The sequence below is a fragment of the Streptomyces sp. NPDC054813 genome (assembly GCF_053611365.1).
Genome location: NZ_JBSHAF010000002.1, coordinates 268,259 through 283,388, shown reverse-complemented (window position 1 = coordinate 283,388; position 15,130 = coordinate 268,259). Strand labels below are relative to the sequence as shown.

Below are 15,130 nucleotides of genomic sequence, written 5' to 3'. Positions count from 1 at the left end.
GCCGTAGATCAGCGAAGGGAACGATGTGACCGACATCGAGAAGGTCGGAGTCGTGGGCTGCGGCCAGATGGGAGCGGGCATCGCCGAGGTGTGCGCCCGCTCCGGTCTGGACGTGAGGGTCGCCGAGACCACCGGCGAGGCCCTGGAGATCGGCCGTACCCGGCTGTTCAACTCGCTGGCCAAGGCCGCCGAGCGCGGCAAGATCAGCGAGGAGGAGCGGGACGCCACGCTGGCCCGGCTGAGCTTCACCACGGACCTCGGCGAGTTCGCCGACCGCGACCTGGTGATCGAGGCCGTCGTCGAGAACGAGCAGGTGAAGACGGAGATCTTCCAGGTGCTCGACCAGGTGGTGACCCGCCCGGACGCGATCCTGGCCTCCAACACCTCCTCGATCCCGCTGGTGAAGCTGGCGGTGGCGACCTCCCGTCCCGACCACGTGATCGGCATCCACTTCTTCAACCCGGCCCCGGTGCAGAAGCTGGTCGAGCTGATCCCGGCGCTCACCACGTCCGAGGGCACCATCAGCCGCGCCCAGGTCTTCGCCGAGAAGGTGCTCGGCAAGCACGCGATCCGCGCCCAGGACCGCTCCGGCTTCGTGGTCAACGCGCTGCTGGTGCCGTACCTGCTCTCGTCCATCCGGATGTTCGAGTCCGGCATCGCGAGCCGCGAGGACATCGACAACGGCATGGAGATGGGCTGTGCCCACCCGATGGGTCCGCTGAAGCTGTCCGACCTGATCGGCCTGGACACCATCGTCTCCATCGCCAACAGCATGTACGCCGAGTACAAGGAGCCGCTGTACGCCGCTCCCCCGCTGCTCCAGCGCATGGTCGAGGCCGGCCGGCTGGGCCGGAAGACCAACTCGGGCTTCTACACCTACGGCTGAACACACCCCGCTGACTACAGGGAGCGATGCTCCACGGGCCCGGCACCGCCATCGGTGCCGGGCCCGTGTCTTTCACACACCGTGTGCACCCCGGGCACGCATATGCCCTGCGCACACTCTCCCCACGCGCTCACCAGGCGAGTTCACTCTTCATGCGCATGCAAAGGGATGCGGAACGACATCTTCGACTACGCAAAGGAGTGGACCCGTGACCACCGAACCAGAGCATCCCGTGGTCCAAGGAGAACTCGCAGAGTTACGTCGCCGCCTCGATGTGGCCTACGCCCAAGTCGAGGGCGGCCTGAACCTGCTCAGTCACCGCACCAAGGAGACCGCCAAGGAGCTGGACGACCTGAACACCCGCCTCGCGCTGCTGGAGAACGCCCGCTGGCCCCTGCCCTCGATCGCCGCGCTCACCGCACTGGGCGCCCTCGTCGTCACCGTCTGGCAGGCACTGGCCCACTAGTCGTCGGCGAGGCGCATGTGATGAAGCAGGAGTAACGCGGCCGCCATGTTGGCGGCCGGGACCTCCCCGCGGGCGATCATGTCCGGGACGAGCTTGAGGGGGACCCACTCCCGGCGGTCCGACTCGAAGTCGTCCACGGGGTGTCCGAGGTACTCGCCCTCGTCGGACCAGTAGATGTGGTGCCGGGCGTCGGTGAGGCCGTTGGACGGCTCCACCGTCATGAGGTGGTGCAGGGTTCCCGGCCGCCAGCCGGTCTCCTCCTCCAGTTCCCTGGCGGCCGCGACGGCGATGTCCTCGCCGTCCTCGACCACCCCGGCCGGGAGTTCCCACCCCCAGCTGTCGGTGATGAAACGGTGGCGCCACAAAAGCAGGACCTCACCTGCCTCGTTGACCACCGTGGCCACGGCCACGGGCCGCAGCCGTATCAGGAAGTGGTCGAGGTGCCGGCCGTCCGGCAGCTCGACATCTGCGAGATTGACGCTGAACCAGCGGTTTTCATACACAGTTTGTTCGTTCAGTTTCGTCCACTGCACGGTTCTGCCACCTTCCGCCGAGTAAGTGGCAATATCGCAGCAGGGACTGCTCAGGCCTACAGTGCGCCTCACTCGACGGGGGTGTGGTCTACAGCGGTACGCGCAGTGCGCTGTCGATGAGTTCCGCGGCCTCGGCGGTTCCGGCCGAACCGCTGCGCACCAGGTGCTCGCGCACCGCGCGGAGTCTGTCGCGCAGTCGCTGGGACTCCATTCCGCGGGCCTGTTCGGCCATCTGCACGGCCGTGGCCACCGCGTTGTCCGCGTTTCCCTGGCGCAGCTCGATGGTGCTGAGCATGGCCAGCCGGTGCACCCGCCCCCGGTCGTGGGCCGGGTTGTCGACGGCCGCCGCGGCGTGCTCCCGGGCGGCGGCGAGCTCGCCGAGACTGAGCAGCGCCTCGGCCACCTGCACATTGACCAGGCCGGGTTGGACATAGCCGGTCTCGTCGGGTTCATAGCCCCGCCGGATACGTTCGGCGGCCGCCTCCGCCCGCCGGATGCAGGACAGCGCACTCGTGCCGTCGCCGAGGTGGGCGTACGCCTTGGCCTGCATCGCGTAGAGGTCGGAGGCGAGCGCCGGGGTGATGTGCTTGCCGGCGGCGCGCAGCGCGGCCTCCGCGAACGCGACGGCCTGCCGGAACTCCCGCATGAACAGCGCCTGGTTGACCAGGAGCGCGATGACATAAGCACCGAGTCCCCGGTCGCCGCTCGCCTTCGCCAGACGCAGGGCCTGGTGGAAGTAGCGCTGCGCGAGGCCATGGGCGTCGGAGTCGTAGGCGCAGATCCCCACGATGGCGACCAACCCACCGGTAGCCCGGTGCAGTTGACGCCCCGTGGCGTCCGTGTAACTGCCGCGCAGCAGCGGAGCCGCCTCGGCGTTGAGGAAGCCGACGACCCGGGTGCGGGTCGCCATGCCGCCGGCCTTGCGGTACATCTGCTCGTAGTGGGCGCGGGCGGCCCGCAGCATCTCCAGATCGGCCGGGGTGACCCGGTGCCGGCCGCCGCGCGAGACGTCCACGTCCTCAGGGGGGTTCTCCCACTCCCACACCGGCATCACGGCGGGTGTGCCGGTGACGGCGGGGGCGCCGAGTATGTGCGGGCGCTGCTGCTCGTCGGACCGCCACAGCGCGGTGGCCCGTTCGACGAACCCGGAGAGCGAGGTGGTGTGCGGGACGCTGGGCTCGCCGGGCACACCGAGGCCGATGTCGTCGAGGGTGACCGTGCGGTGCAGCCGGGCGGCGAGCACCTCGCAGATCAGGTCGGGCACCTGACCGCGCGGCCGCTGGCCCTTCAACCAGCGGGCCACGGCGGTGTGTTCGTAGCGGAGCGAGAGTTCACGGGCCCGGCCCGCCTGGTTGACGTGGGCGGCGAGACCGGCGTGCGAGATCCCCGCCTCGTCCAGGATCGCGTCGAGCAGAGAGTTGGGCTGCATGAATGCCCCCCGAGTGGCCTGGTGCCGTCAGCGTAGTGCGTGGGTGTTCACACGGGGTGTGAACGGAGTGCGCGAATCCGCAGCGTACGTGCGCTGTTGCGGAGCGTGTCGGGCCGGTTTGACTGAACTGCCTCGCAAGAGGCCGGCCGGGCCGCCGGCTCCCCCCTCGTACAGTGCGGTGGCCTGGCCGTCGGCTTGGCCGACGGTTCGTGGGTCAGCGGTGCGTTGTCGGCTGCGGGTGAGTGGGGGCTGGCCGTGCAGTTCCCCGCGCCCCCAAAGGGGCGTGTTGGTGGCCGCGTTCGTTGCGAAGTACCAGGAGGGCGATGTCGTCGGTGGGACGGCCGTTGGTGTGGTGGAGGAGCGCGGTGAACACCGTCTTCAGGATGCCCTGGGGCGAGACCGGGTGCGCTCGTACCGCTTTCGCCAGCGCCGCCGCCAGGGAGAAGAAGTGACCCCCCGCGTCTCGTGCGTCTTCCGCGCCGTCCGTGTACAGCACCAGGGACTCGCCGAGGTGCAGAGGGCCGCAGTCGGTGGGGGTGAGGTCCGTCGGGAGGGCGAACGGACCGAGGGGCGGTAGTGGATCGGCGCACGACAGTGGCTGCACCCGCACATCGCGCAGAACATACGGCCACGGGTGGCCGCAGTTGATCGCCCGTACGTCACCGTCCCCGGCGATCTCCAGGAGCAGCAGGGTGACGAACTCCTCGGCGACCGGGTTGTCCGGGTCCAGGCCGCCGGCGGGGTGTTCCGCCCTGGCTCGTTCTCGTAGGTGTCTGGCCAGGGCGCGGTCCAGCCGGCCGAGGACATGGCCCAGTTCGGGCTCGTCGTGGGCGGCCTCGCGGAAGCTGCCGAGGACGGCGGCCACGGTGGCGATGGCGGCCAGACCGTGGCCGCGTACGTCGCCCATCACGACCCGTACGCCGTGCTCGGTGGCGACGGCCTCGTAGAGGTCGCCGCCGATGGTGGCACCCCGGTCGGCGGAGAGCTGGGCGGCGGCGACGTTCAGCCCGGCGAGACGGGGCGGCAGTGGCCGCAGCAGCACGCTCTGCGCGGCGCCGGCGACCTTGCGGGCCTGCCGTAGCTCCCTGAGCAGGGCCCGCCGGACATGGAGTATCAGCCCGGTGCCGACCGCGAAGAACACGGCGCTGGTGACGATGCGCGCGCCGAGCCCGTTCTGGTCGGCCAGCGGGCATCCGAACTTGTACGAGACCGCGACACCCCACACCGTGGGCAACCCGAGGGTGAGCGCACAGCGCGAGCGCCGAGAACTGGTCCGGGGCCGCCTTCTGTGGGGAACCCCAGCCTTGATGCGGATCATGCCGATGGCCCCCAAGTAGGCCCTGACAGAACAGACGGACCGACCCCGAAAGGCCGGTCCGATTCTGTCGACGGCATGCCCCGTAAGGGCCATGTCCGGGTTGGATCTCACCCAAATGAGTGACCACCCACAGGACATCCGCATTTATGCAGGTGGCAGCACATGTTTCACGCCGCCAAGGGCAGCGCCCCGCCAGGGGCGCTGGGGGTCCCCCCGGCCGAAGGCTGGGGGAGGAACTGCGCGATCAGCCACGACGAAGCCGCAGCCGACCGACAACAGTCCCCCCTACGGCGACTAGCCCCGCAGCACCGCCCCCGTACGCTCACCGGCAAGGGCGACCGCCGCATCCCGCGCAGCCGACGCCTCGTCCACGGTCAGCGTCCGGTCACCGGCCCGGAACCGCAGCGCGTACGCCAGCGACTTCTTCCCGTCACCGAGCTGCTCGTCGTTGACATACACGTCGAACAGCCGGATGCCTTCGAGCAGTTCACCCGCCCCGTCGCGCAGCGCGGCCTCGACCTCGGCGGCCGGTACCGGCTTGTCCACCACGAGGGCGACATCCTGCGTGGCGACCGGGAAGGTCGAGAGGCTCGGCGCCTGCGGCGTACCGTCGCCGGCCTGCTCCAGCGCGTCCAGGTTCAGCTCCATCGCGCAGGTGCGTGTGGGCAGCCCCAACGCCTTGAGCACCCGCGGGTGCAGCTCACCGGCGTGGCCCACGACCCGCTCGGTGCCGTCGGCGACGACCAGCAGCTCGGCGCACCGGCCGGGGTGCCACGGCCCGTACTGGCCGGACCGCACGATCAGCTCGGTGCCGGTCTCACGGGCCACCGCACGCGCCGCCTCGACTGCGTCGGCCCAGTCGGCCGGACGGCCGTCGCCCCACCAGCCGGCCTGCTCGCGTGCGCCCGCGAGGACGGCGGCCACATGCCGGGGCTGCTCCGGCAGCACGGCATCCAGCGCGGCGAGTTCCTCGTCGGTCGGGCGGCGGTCGACCGGCAGATGACCGGGGACGCCCTGCTCCTCGCGCGGGAGGAAGACCAGGCCGGTCTCGAACAGCGCCAGGTCGTGGACGCCCCGCCCGTCGTTGCGCCGCAGCGCACCGAGCAGCCCCGGCAGCAGCGAGGTGCGCAGCGCGGGCTCCTCGTCGTTGAGCGGGTTGGTGAGCCGGACGACGCGGCGGGCCGGGTCGTCGGCGGCCAGGCCCAGCTGGTCGAAGACCTGCTCGCTGACGAACGGGTAGTTCAGCGCCTCGACATAGCCGGCCCCGGCCAGCGCGCGGCCCACCCGGCGGTGCAGCCGCTGGCGGTGGGTCAGGCCCCGGCCGGACCGCGGCCTGGGCAGCGTGGAGGGCAGGTTCTCGTAGCCCTCCAGGCGGATGACCTCTTCGGCCAGGTCGTTCTGTTCGAGGAGGTCGGGCCGCCAGGACGGCACGGTGACGATCAGCTCGTCCTGCCCGTAGACGTCGCAGCCCACCTCCTGGAGGCGGCGGACGACGGTCTCCCGGCCGTACTCGACACCCGCGACCTTGTCGGGGTGGTTCGCCGCGACGGTGATGGTGTGCGGCGCGGACGGCGCGATGACCTCGGTGACCCCGGCCTCGGCGGTGCCGCCGGCGAGCAGCACCAGCAGGTCGACCGTGCGCTGCGCGGCGGCGGCCGCGGCCTGCGGGTCGACGCCGCGCTCGAAGCGGCGGGAGGCCTCGGAGGACAGCTTGTGTCGGCGGGCCGTGCGCGCGATGGCGACGGCGTCGAAGTGGGCCGCCTCGATCACCACGTCGGTCGTGGCGTTCTCCACGTCCTCGTGGTCGGCGATCTCGGTGTTGGCGCCGCCCATGACACCCGCGAGGCCGATCGGGCCGCGGTCGTCGGTGATCACCAGGTCCTCGGCGTGCAGCTTCCGCTCGACGCCGTCGAGGGTGACGATCTTCTCGCCCTCGGCCGCGCGGCGGACCCCGATGGTGCCCTGGACCAGGGAGCGGTCGTAGGCGTGCAGCGGCTGGCCGAGCTCCGTCATCACGTAGTTGGTGACGTCGACGGCGAGCGAGATCGGGCGCATGCCGACCTTCTGGAGCCGGCGCTGCAGCCAGATCGGGGAGCGGGCCTCGGGGCTCAGCCCGGTGACGGTGCGCGCGGTGAAGCGGTCGCAGCCGAGCGGGTCGGCGACCTGGACCGGGTAGCCGAAGGCGTTCGGTCCTGGCACGTCGATCAGCGCCGGGTCGCGCAGCGGCAGGCCGTAGGCGATGGCGGTCTCGCGGGCCACGCCGCGCAGCGACAGGCAGTCGCCGCGGTTGGCGGTGACGGCGATGTCCAGGACCTCGTCGACCAGTTCGAGCAGCTCGATGGCGTCCTTGCCGACCTCGGTCTCCGGCGGCAGCACGATGATGCCGTGGGTGCCGTCGGAGCCCATGCCCAGCTCGTCGCTGGAGCAGATCATGCCGTGGGAGGTCTTGCCGTACGTCTGGCGGGCGGCGATCGCGAAGCCGCCGGGGAGCACGGCCCCCGGCAGGACGACGACGACCTTGTCGCCGACGGCGAAGTTGCGGGCGCCGCAGACGATCTCCTGGGGCTCACCCGTGCCGTTGGCCGTGCCGACGTCGACGGTGCAGAAGCGGATCGGCTTCTTGAAGCCCTCCAGCTCCTCGATGGTGAGCACCCGGCCGACGACCAGGGGGCCCTTGAGGCCGTCGCCGAGCTGCTCGACGGTCTCGACCTCCAGACCGGCCGAAATCAGCTTGGCCTGCACATCGCGGCCGGTCTCGGTGGCCGGCAGGTCGACGTACTCCCGCAGCCAGGAAAGCGGGACCCGCATCAGATCTCCATCCCGAACGGCCGGGTGAACCGGACGTCACCCTCGACCATGTCTCGCATGTCCTCGACGTTGTGGCGGAACATCAGCATCCGCTCGATGCCGAACCCGAAGGCGAAGCCGCTGTACTTCTCCGGGTCGACGCCGCAGGCCGTGAGCACCCGCGGGTTGACCATGCCGCAGCCGCCCAGCTCGATCCAGCCCTCGGAGGAGCAGGTACGGCAGGGCCGGTCGGGGTTGCCGACGGACTCGCCCTTGCAGACGTAGCACAGCATGTCCATCTCGGCGCTGGGCTCGGTGAAGGGGAAGAAGTTCGGCCGCAGCCGGGTCTTCATGCCCTCGCCGAACAGCGACTGGACCATGTGGTCCAGGGTGCCCTTGAGGTCGGACATGGTCAGGCCCTCGTCGACGGCGAGCAGCTCCACCTGGTGGAAGACCGGGGTGTGGGTGGCGTCCAGCTCGTCGGTGCGGTAGACGCGTCCCGGGCAGATCACGTAGACCGGCAGCTCGCGGTCGAGCAGCGAGCGGATCTGGACCGGTGAGGTGTGGGTGCGCAGCACGACACCGGACTCGGTGCCGCCCTCGGGGCCCTGCACGAAGAAGGTGTCCGCCTCGCCGCGGGCCGGGTGGTCCGGGCCGATGTTGAGGGCGTCGAAGTTGAACCACTCGGCCTCGACCTGCGGGCCTTCGGCGACCTCGTAGCCCATGGCCACGAAGATGTCCTCGATGCGGTCGGACAGCGTGGTCAGCGGGTGGCGGGCGCCGGCCGGGACGCGGTCGTAGGGCAGTGTGACGTCCACCGCCTCCTCGACCAGCACCCGGGCGTCACGCTCGGCCTCCAGTTCCTCCTGGCGGCCCGCGAGGGCCTTGTTCACGGCGCCGCGGGCCTGGCCGACCAGCTTCCCGGCGGCGGCCTTGGCATGCGGGGGCAGGGCGCCGATCTCGCGGTTGGCGAGGGCCAACGGGGACGTGCCGCCGGTGTGGGCGACCTTCGCCTCCTGGAGCGCGTCGAGGGAGTCCGCGGCGGCGAAGGCGGCGAGCGCCTCGTCCCGCATGCGCTCGATCTCATCCGGTTTCAACGCCTCGACCTCGACAGGGTCGTACGACTTATTGGGTGCCGACATCTCTTCCCGTGCTTCCGATTGGCTGGCGGATGGTCCCCGAGACCGTTGGTGGGCCGTGAGAAGGACACAAAGGTGCCAAAGGCCGAGTCTAACGGGGTGGAGGTATACGAAGAGCCCGTGGGCCGTCAGGCGAGATACGCCGGCGCGCTCACGGGCAACGTAAATCGGAACTCGGCGCCGCCGCTCGCGGCGCGTCCGACGGTGATGGTGCCGCCGTGGGCCTCGACGATGCCCTTGACGATGTACAGCCCGAGGCCGGTGCCACCGCGCTTGCTGCCCCGCCAGAAGCGGGTGAAGACGCGGTTCATGGACTCCTCCGGGATGCCTGGCCCCTCGTCGCTCACGGTGACCGACGTGGCCGTGTTGTCGAGGTCTTCCCCTTCGCGCGGGGAAGACGACGGCGTGACGTCAATGGTGACGGTTCCCTCGCCGTGCCGCACGGCATTTTCGATGAGGTTGCTGAGGACCTGGTCGACCTTGTCGGGATCGGCCCACAGGGCGGGCAGCGGCTGCTCGATGCGGAGCAGGAAGCGGTCGGCGGGCTGACCGGCGGTGACGTACGCCTGGATGTGCCGGCCGACGGCCGCGCCTATGTCCACGGGCTGCCGGCGCAGTTCAAGGCGTCCGCTGTCGATCCTGGAGATGTCCAGCAGCTCGGCGATGAGCCGGGTGACCCGGTCGGCGTCCGCGTCGACCGTCTCCAGCATCAGCCGTTTCTGGTCGTCGGTGAAGCGTTCCCATTTGGCGAGCAGGGTGGCGGTGAACCCCTTGACGGAGGTCAGCGGGGAGCGCAGCTCATGGGCGACGGTGGCGATCAGCTCGGCGTGGCTGCGTTCGGTACGGCGGCGCGCCTCGGTGTCCCGCAGCGACACGACGACCCGGCGGACCGGACCGGTCGGCTCGGTGCGTACGTAGGTGGCGGACACCAGCACCTCCCGGCCGCCGGGCAGCAGGAGGTTCCGCTCCGGCTGGCCGACCCGGATGGCGAGGCCGCCGTAGGGATCGGTGAGCTGCCACCAGCGCCTGCCCTCCAGGTCCTCTACGGGCAGGGCCTTCTCCAGCCGCTGCCCGAGGGCGTCCGCGGGGGCGGTGGCGGTGATCCGGGCGGCGGCGGCGTTGAAGCAGACGACGATGCCGTGCTCGTCGGCGACCACCAGGCCGTCGGGCAGTTCGTCGGGGTCGATGCCGAGCCCGGTGAGGTCGCCCTGCCGAGGTGCGGGCACGCGTCCGGTACCGCGGCCGCCCGGCGCGTTGCTGGTGCCGACACTCATCCCCGTACTCCACCTCTCAGACGGCGCAGCAGGCCCCCGAGCTGGTCACCCTACTAGCTCTCGGTGACGGAACGGCACCCTCCGGAGGCACGCTGTGCACGGGCCGTTGCGTAGAGACATACGGCGGCGGCGGTGGCGAGGTTCAGGCTTTCGGCCTTCCCGTGGATCGGAACGCGCACGACGGCGTCGGCCAGCGCGCGGGTCTCCTCCGGGAGCCCCCAGGCCTCGTTCCCGAACACCCAGGCCGTGGGCCCGCCCATGGTGCCCTTGTCGAGCTCGTCGTCGAGGTCGTCCGTTCCGGCGCCGTCGGCGGCGAGGATCCGCACGCCGACGCCCTTCAGCCCGGCGACGGCCCGCTCGACGGGCACCCCGACGGCGACCGGCAGATGGAAGTGCGACCCGACGGAGGCGCGCACGGCCTTGGGGTTGTACAGGTCCACGGACGCGTCGGTCAGTACGACGGCTTCCGCCCCGGCCGCGTCGGCGCACCGCAACACGGTCCCGGCGTTGCCGGGGTCGCGGACGTTGGCGAGGACGGCGACGAGCTTCGGGCGGGCGGCGAGGACGTCCTCGAACGGGGTGTCCAGGAACCGGCAGACACCGACCAGCCCCTGCGGGGTGACGGTGGTGGAGATGTCGGCGATGACCTCTTCGGAGGCGAGGTGGATCCGGGCGCCGACGTCACGGGCCGCCCCGACGATGTCGGCGTACCGCTCCGCGGCCTCGACGGTCGCGAACAGCTCGACGAGCGTCGCCGTTCCGCCGACCCAATGCCCGGCCGCCTCCCGAACGGCCTGCGGCCCCTCGGCGAGAAACAGCCGGTCCTTCCCCCGGAAGTTCCGCTTGCCCAGCCGTCGGGCAGCGGCGACACGCGCAGAACGGGGAGAGATCAGCTCGGGGCTGGGCATGTGTGGATCACTTTCCGAGAAACGCGGCGAAAGGCGCCCCCCGTAAGGGGCGCGGGGAACTGCACGACAAGCCCCCACCGGCCCGCAGCCGAACGAAGAACTCGCGACGGCAACAACAGGACCCGCAAGCCATTCAGCCTGCGGGTCCTTCAGTCACGTCGGCCAAGGCCAGCGCCAGCGTCACGCGGCCTTCGGCGCGTTGACGTCCGACGGCAGCGCCTTCTGCGCGACCTCGACGAGCGCGGCGAACGCGCCGGCGTCGTTGACCGCCAGCTCGGCCAGGATCTTGCGGTCGACCTCGACGTTCGCGGCCTTCAGACCCTGGATGAAGCGGTTGTACGTGATGCCGTTGGCGCGGGCAGCGGCGTTGATGCGCTGGATCCACAGCTGACGGAAGTCGCCCTTGCGCTTCTTGCGGTCGTTGTAGTTGTAGACCAGCGAGTGGGTGACCTGCTCCTTGGCCTTGCGGTACAGGCGCGAACGCTGACCGCGGTAGCCGGAGGCCGCCTCGAGGATCGCCCGGCGCTTCTTGTGGGCGTTGACTGCCCGCTTGACGCGTGCCACTTGTTAACTCCTTGTAGCGGGGCCGCGGTTGGACTCACGCGGCCCGGAAACGACTGGGTCCCGGATCTGACTTCAGGGCGCCGGCCGGCGCCCGTGCGTCACTTGCCGAGAAGCTTCTTGATCTTCGCGGTGTCGCCCGGGGCCATCTCGGCGGTGCCGGTGAGGCGACGCGTCACGCGGGACGACTTGTGCTCGAGCAGGTGGCGCTTGCCGGCGCGCTCACGCAGGACCTTGCCGGAGCCGGTGACCTTGAAGCGCTTGCTGGCACCGCTGTGCGTCTTGTTCTTCGGCATAGCGCCGTTATCTCCTCGTCGATGGCGCTCCGGTGCCCGGTCGCGAAACCGGGCACGGTGGAACGTCGCTCTTGTATCGGTTACATCCTGAGGCTTGCGCCCCTGGGTGCTGACCTGGGGCGGTTGCCCCGGGATCACGCCTCGGCAGGCTCCTCGGCGGGCGCCTCGGCCTCGACCTCATCCTCGGCGTCCAGCTCGGCAGCGTTCTGCGACTTGCCGGGGTTGGCCTTGGCTTCGGCCTTGCGGGCTTCCTGCGCCTGCCGGGCCTCGGCCATCGCCTCGGTCTTCTTCTTGTGCGGACCGAGAACCATGATCATGTTCCGGCCGTCCTGCTTCGGGTTCGACTCGACGAAACCGAGGTCCTGGACGTCCTCCGCGAGACGCTGCAGCAGCCGGTAGCCCAGTTCGGGCCGGGACTGCTCGCGACCACGGAACATGATCGTGATCTTGACCTTGTCGCCCTGCTTGAGGAACCGTACGACGTGACCCTTCTTGGTGTCATAGTCGTGCGGGTCGATCTTCGGCCGGAGCTTCATTTCCTTGATGACCGTGTGCGCCTGGTTCTTGCGCGCCTCACGGGCCTTCATGGCCGACTCGTACTTGAACTTGCCGTAGTCCATGAGCTTGCAGACCGGCGGGCGTGCGCTCGCCGCCACCTCGACCAGGTCGAGGTCGTACTCCTGCGCAAGCTCCAGTGCCTTGGCCAGGGGGACGATGCCCACCTGCTCGCCACTGGGACCGACAAGTCGCACCTCGGGAACGCGAATCCGGTCGTTGATGCGGGGCTCGGTGCTGATGGATCCTCCTCGGTAGCACCACGCGACGGTCTGGCGGACAGCCGCGTAACGTCTCTATACGTAAGACCTAACCGCACCGAAGCACAAAAAATGCCCCGGACGATCACAGGCAGGGCTCCTCGAACTACCGGAGCACCGCCGCGGGGATCGCGGGGCGCACTATCGGACGGAACGCTGTCGCCGTAGCGGCGAAGCGACCGTCTGACCGGTGACCCGCCGCCCGGCAGGGCGGTCAGGTGGGAGTTCGAAGCCTCCACTTGTGGGCCGGGTCGGTGAGCCGTGAGGCATACCTGTTCGGCCGGTCGTCACACAAGGTTAGCAGCAAAGCCGAGAGAGGACCAATTGGGGCGTCCTGGGGCCAGGTCGGTGCCCCGCGCCCGCTGCGCCTATCGTGTGCGTCATGAGTGAAACGCCCCTTCCTGGCACCGGTGACGCCGGTCAGCCCGACTTCGACGAGATGACCCGCGACATCGCCGAGGTCCCCGCGGTCGAGGTGATCGTGACGGTCGCCGTCAATCTGATGAGCGCCGCGGCCGTGAAGCTCGGTCTGACCGAGGAGGGCGACAAGTACAAGGACCTGGACGAGGCCCGCAAGCTGGTCACCGCCCTCGCCGGACTGCTCGACGCGTCCGCGACCGAGATCAGCTCCTTCCACGCGGCCCCGCTGCGGGACGGCCTGAAGTCGCTCCAGCTGGCCTTCCGCGAGGCCTCGATCGTCCCCGACGAGTTGGGCCAGGGCCCCGGTGAGAAGTACACCGGCCCGGTCTACGGCTAGCGGTCAGTTCCTCACGTACAAGGGCTCGCCCGGCGGCACGGCCCCGGCCGGCAGCAGTGCCAGGTCGAGGCCGCGTACCAGGCGGGCCCGCAGTGTCTCGTCGGCGGCAAGCCGCCCGGCGACGGCCTGGGCGGTCTCGGCGGGCGGCGCGGCCGGGTCGAGGACCAGGGCGAGGGTGCCGTCGGCCTGGCCCGGCCCGAGGTGGGCACGGCGTACGGCGGGCTCGGCGGCCACCACCGTACGGACCGCCTCGATCACGGCCGGGTCGGCGAGCGGGTCGGCCGTCGTCCGCCCCTCCGCGAGCGCGAGCAGTACCGGTCCGGTCAGTTCGAACGGCACCGGCCCCGACAGGTCCAGCACCACCGTGTCCGCCTTCTCGTGCGCGGCGGCCTGGAGCGCCTGGTGCAGGGGTACGGCGACGGGCCGCGCCGCCGGGTCCCAGCGGGCCAGCGACTCGGTGGAGGTGAAGGCGGGCAGGGCGGTGCGGGCGCCGGCCTTGAGGGTGGGGACGGCCATGTCGCTGGTCTTCTCGCGGCGCAGCCCGTGCTCGTCCTCGTCGATCTCGCCGAGGACGGCGACCACCGGGACGAGCAGCCGGGCGCCCTTCAGGGCCGCCAGGACGGGTCCCACGGCCGTGCGGTCCTCGGCCCAGGCGGCCAGCGCGGCGGCCAGCCGGGGGTCCGCGGAACCGTCGTCGGCGGAGTAGCCGGAGTCGGGAATGTTCTTGTTCGCCACGGTCCCCGACCCTATCGGGGGGATGCTGCTGCGGTTGTGCGGCCCCCGAAACCGGATCGACACCGCTTTCACGGGATTCTCAGATATCCCTGACCTCCTTCTAACGTCCGGCAAACGGATCGCACAGTCCCCGCCCCGAGCATCGCGGGCATGGAGTCCCCCAGAGCCACCCCAGGATCCCGGCGGGCCCGCCGCCGTGCCCGGCCCCGGCGCCGGGCTCTTCTCTCCATCTCCCTCGCCACGGTCGCCGTCCTCGGCGTCACCGCGGCGGGGACCGTGTACGTGAAGGCGCATGCCCGCGACGGCGGCGCCGTATCCTCGGCTGCGTCGCCGACGCCCCCCTCTTCTTCTTCGTCTTCTTCTTCCTCTTCTTCGGCCTCGGCGAGCGGGGAGGCATCGGTGGAACCCGTGACGGAGCCGGCCGTGGACCGGGACGCGCTGCTGAGCACGGCGATGAAGACGGTGACCGTGCCGTCCGGGGCGAAGGTGTCGGCGGCCGTCCTCGATCTGGGCTCCGGCGACAGCGCGGCCTACGGCGACACCGCGTTCGACACCGCGAGCATCGTCAAGGTCGACATCCTGGCGACGCTGCTGCTCCAGGCGCAGGACGCGGGGCGGCATCTGACGGCGACGGAGAAGGCGTACGCCACGAAGATGATCGAGAACAGCGACAACACGTCCGCCTCGGAGCTGTGGGACATCATCGGCAAGGCGGCGGGCCTGGACGCGGCGAACAAGCGCTTCGGGCTGACCGACACCGAGGGCGGCGACGGGGCGCTGTGGGGACTGACCCAGACCACGGCGGCGGACCAACTCACCCTGCTCCAGCAGGTGTTCGGGGACGACTCGAAACTGAACTCGGCTTCGCGGGCCTACCTCCAGGGCCTGATGAAGACGATCGAGTCCGACCAGCGGTGGGGGGTTTCGGCCGCCGCCGACGGTTCGGGGTTCGCGCTGAAGAACGGGTGGCTGGCGCGGAGTTCGACCGGGCTGTGGGATGTCAACAGCATCGGGCGGGTGACGGTGGGCGGGACCGGCTATCTGGTCGCGGTGCTGTCCAAGGGGACGGTGAGTCAGGCGAAGGGGATCTCGCTGGTGGAGGCGGCGGCGAAGGCGGCGGTACGTTCCTTCACGGAAGCTGATTCGTCTGCGTTGGCTTCGGCTTCGGCTTCGCAGTAGGGGGAGGGTTCAGGGGTTCGTGGGCGGGTGCGGGACCGTGGGGGCTG

The 15,130-nt window shown here is 70.5% G+C and carries 15 protein-coding genes; 4 read left to right on the top strand and 11 right to left on the bottom strand.

Annotated elements, in window-relative coordinates:
- Positions 1 to 25 precede the first annotated feature (25 nt).
- Positions 26 to 886, top strand: a complete 861-nt coding sequence (locus ACWGJB_RS04650; protein ID WP_453378800.1) for a 3-hydroxybutyryl-CoA dehydrogenase — start codon at positions 26 to 28, stop codon at positions 884 to 886.
- Between the two features lie 208 nt (positions 887 to 1,094).
- A complete protein-coding gene (locus ACWGJB_RS04645; RefSeq protein ID WP_453378799.1) occupies positions 1,095 to 1,352 on the top strand; it encodes a hypothetical protein in 258 nt (85 codons plus the stop codon).
- Here ACWGJB_RS04645 and ACWGJB_RS04640 read toward each other — a convergent pair.
- From ACWGJB_RS04640 to infC, 10 genes are all read right to left on the bottom strand, one after another.
- Entirely contained in the window at positions 1,349 to 1,885 is a 537-nt protein-coding gene (locus ACWGJB_RS04640; protein WP_453378798.1) for an NUDIX hydrolase, read from the bottom strand. The two genes, ACWGJB_RS04645 and ACWGJB_RS04640, sit on opposite strands and share 4 nt — an antisense overlap.
- Positions 1,886 to 1,973: 88 nt before the next feature.
- Entirely contained in the window at positions 1,974 to 3,314 is a 1,341-nt protein-coding gene (locus tag ACWGJB_RS04635) for a transcriptional regulator (protein ID WP_453378797.1), read from the bottom strand.
- A gap of 214 nt (positions 3,315 to 3,528) precedes the next feature.
- On the bottom strand, positions 3,529 to 4,632 hold the full coding sequence (locus ACWGJB_RS04630) for a PP2C family protein-serine/threonine phosphatase (RefSeq protein WP_453378796.1): 1,104 nt from the start codon (positions 4,630 to 4,632) through the stop codon (positions 3,529 to 3,531).
- Positions 4,633 to 4,926: 294 nt separating this feature from the next.
- Positions 4,927 to 7,440, bottom strand: a complete 2,514-nt coding sequence (pheT, locus tag ACWGJB_RS04625) for a phenylalanine--tRNA ligase subunit beta (RefSeq protein WP_453378795.1) — start codon at positions 7,438 to 7,440, stop codon at positions 4,927 to 4,929.
- On the bottom strand, positions 7,440 to 8,561 hold the full coding sequence (gene pheS / locus ACWGJB_RS04620) for a phenylalanine--tRNA ligase subunit alpha (protein ID WP_450758884.1): 1,122 nt from the start codon (positions 8,559 to 8,561) through the stop codon (positions 7,440 to 7,442). Before pheS ends, pheT begins: the two co-directional genes overlap by 1 nt.
- 125 nt (positions 8,562 to 8,686) lie before the next feature.
- The gene (locus ACWGJB_RS04615; protein WP_453378794.1) at positions 8,687 to 9,832 is read right to left on the bottom strand and encodes an ATP-binding protein; all 1,146 of its coding nucleotides are present in this window, start codon (positions 9,830 to 9,832) and stop codon (positions 8,687 to 8,689) included.
- 53 nt (positions 9,833 to 9,885) lie between these two features.
- Positions 9,886 to 10,740 (bottom strand): TrmH family RNA methyltransferase, encoded by an 855-nt coding sequence (locus ACWGJB_RS04610; RefSeq protein ID WP_453378793.1) that lies wholly within the window; start codon positions 10,738 to 10,740, stop codon positions 9,886 to 9,888.
- A gap of 180 nt (positions 10,741 to 10,920) precedes the next feature.
- Positions 10,921 to 11,304 (bottom strand): 50S ribosomal protein L20, encoded by a 384-nt coding sequence (gene rplT, locus ACWGJB_RS04605; RefSeq protein ID WP_007495403.1) that lies wholly within the window; start codon positions 11,302 to 11,304, stop codon positions 10,921 to 10,923.
- A gap of 98 nt (positions 11,305 to 11,402) precedes the next feature.
- A complete protein-coding gene (gene rpmI, locus ACWGJB_RS04600) occupies positions 11,403 to 11,597 on the bottom strand; it encodes a 50S ribosomal protein L35 (RefSeq protein ID WP_351320349.1) in 195 nt (64 codons plus the stop codon).
- A gap of 134 nt (positions 11,598 to 11,731) precedes the next feature.
- A complete protein-coding gene (infC, locus tag ACWGJB_RS04595) occupies positions 11,732 to 12,394 on the bottom strand; it encodes a translation initiation factor IF-3 (RefSeq protein WP_453379029.1) in 663 nt (220 codons plus the stop codon).
- Positions 12,395 to 12,794: 400 nt separating this feature from the next.
- Here infC and ACWGJB_RS04590 point away from each other — a divergent pair, with 400 nt between their 5' ends.
- Positions 12,795 to 13,169 carry a DUF1844 domain-containing protein gene (locus ACWGJB_RS04590; RefSeq protein ID WP_453378792.1) on the top strand — a complete coding sequence of 125 codons (375 nt, stop codon included), beginning with the start codon at positions 12,795 to 12,797 and terminating at the stop codon, positions 13,167 to 13,169.
- Between the two features lie 3 nt (positions 13,170 to 13,172).
- Here the strand turns inward: ACWGJB_RS04590 and ACWGJB_RS04585 are convergent, their stop codons facing one another.
- The gene (locus tag ACWGJB_RS04585; protein WP_453378791.1) at positions 13,173 to 13,904 is read right to left on the bottom strand and encodes an SseB family protein; all 732 of its coding nucleotides are present in this window, start codon (positions 13,902 to 13,904) and stop codon (positions 13,173 to 13,175) included.
- A gap of 150 nt (positions 13,905 to 14,054) precedes the next feature.
- Between ACWGJB_RS04585 and ACWGJB_RS04580 the strand changes: the two genes are divergently transcribed.
- Positions 14,055 to 15,083 (top strand): serine hydrolase, encoded by a 1,029-nt coding sequence (locus tag ACWGJB_RS04580; RefSeq protein ID WP_453378790.1) that lies wholly within the window; start codon positions 14,055 to 14,057, stop codon positions 15,081 to 15,083.
- Positions 15,084 to 15,130 lie beyond the last annotated feature (47 nt).

Bases quoted from the DNA above. Each gene is read 5' to 3' on its own strand.
- ACWGJB_RS04635 (WP_453378797.1), bottom strand. From the start codon at position 3,314: ATGCAGCCCAACTCTCTGCTCGACGCGATCCTGGACGAGGCGGGGATC.
- ACWGJB_RS04630 (WP_453378796.1), bottom strand. From the start codon at position 4,632: ATGATCCGCATCAAGGCTGGGGTTCCCCACAGAAGGCGGCCCCGGACC.
- pheT (WP_453378795.1), bottom strand. From the start codon at position 7,440: ATGCGGGTCCCGCTTTCCTGGCTGCGGGAGTACGTCGACCTGCCGGCC.
- pheS (WP_450758884.1), bottom strand. From the start codon at position 8,561: ATGTCGGCACCCAATAAGTCGTACGACCCTGTCGAGGTCGAGGCGTTG.
- ACWGJB_RS04615 (WP_453378794.1), bottom strand. From the start codon at position 9,832: ATGAGTGTCGGCACCAGCAACGCGCCGGGCGGCCGCGGTACCGGACGC.
- ACWGJB_RS04610 (WP_453378793.1), bottom strand. From the start codon at position 10,740: ATGCCCAGCCCCGAGCTGATCTCTCCCCGTTCTGCGCGTGTCGCCGCT.
- rpmI (WP_351320349.1), bottom strand. From the start codon at position 11,597: ATGCCGAAGAACAAGACGCACAGCGGTGCCAGCAAGCGCTTCAAGGTC.
- ACWGJB_RS04590 (WP_453378792.1), top strand. From the start codon at position 12,795: ATGAGTGAAACGCCCCTTCCTGGCACCGGTGACGCCGGTCAGCCCGAC.
- ACWGJB_RS04580 (WP_453378790.1), top strand. From the start codon at position 14,055: ATGGAGTCCCCCAGAGCCACCCCAGGATCCCGGCGGGCCCGCCGCCGT.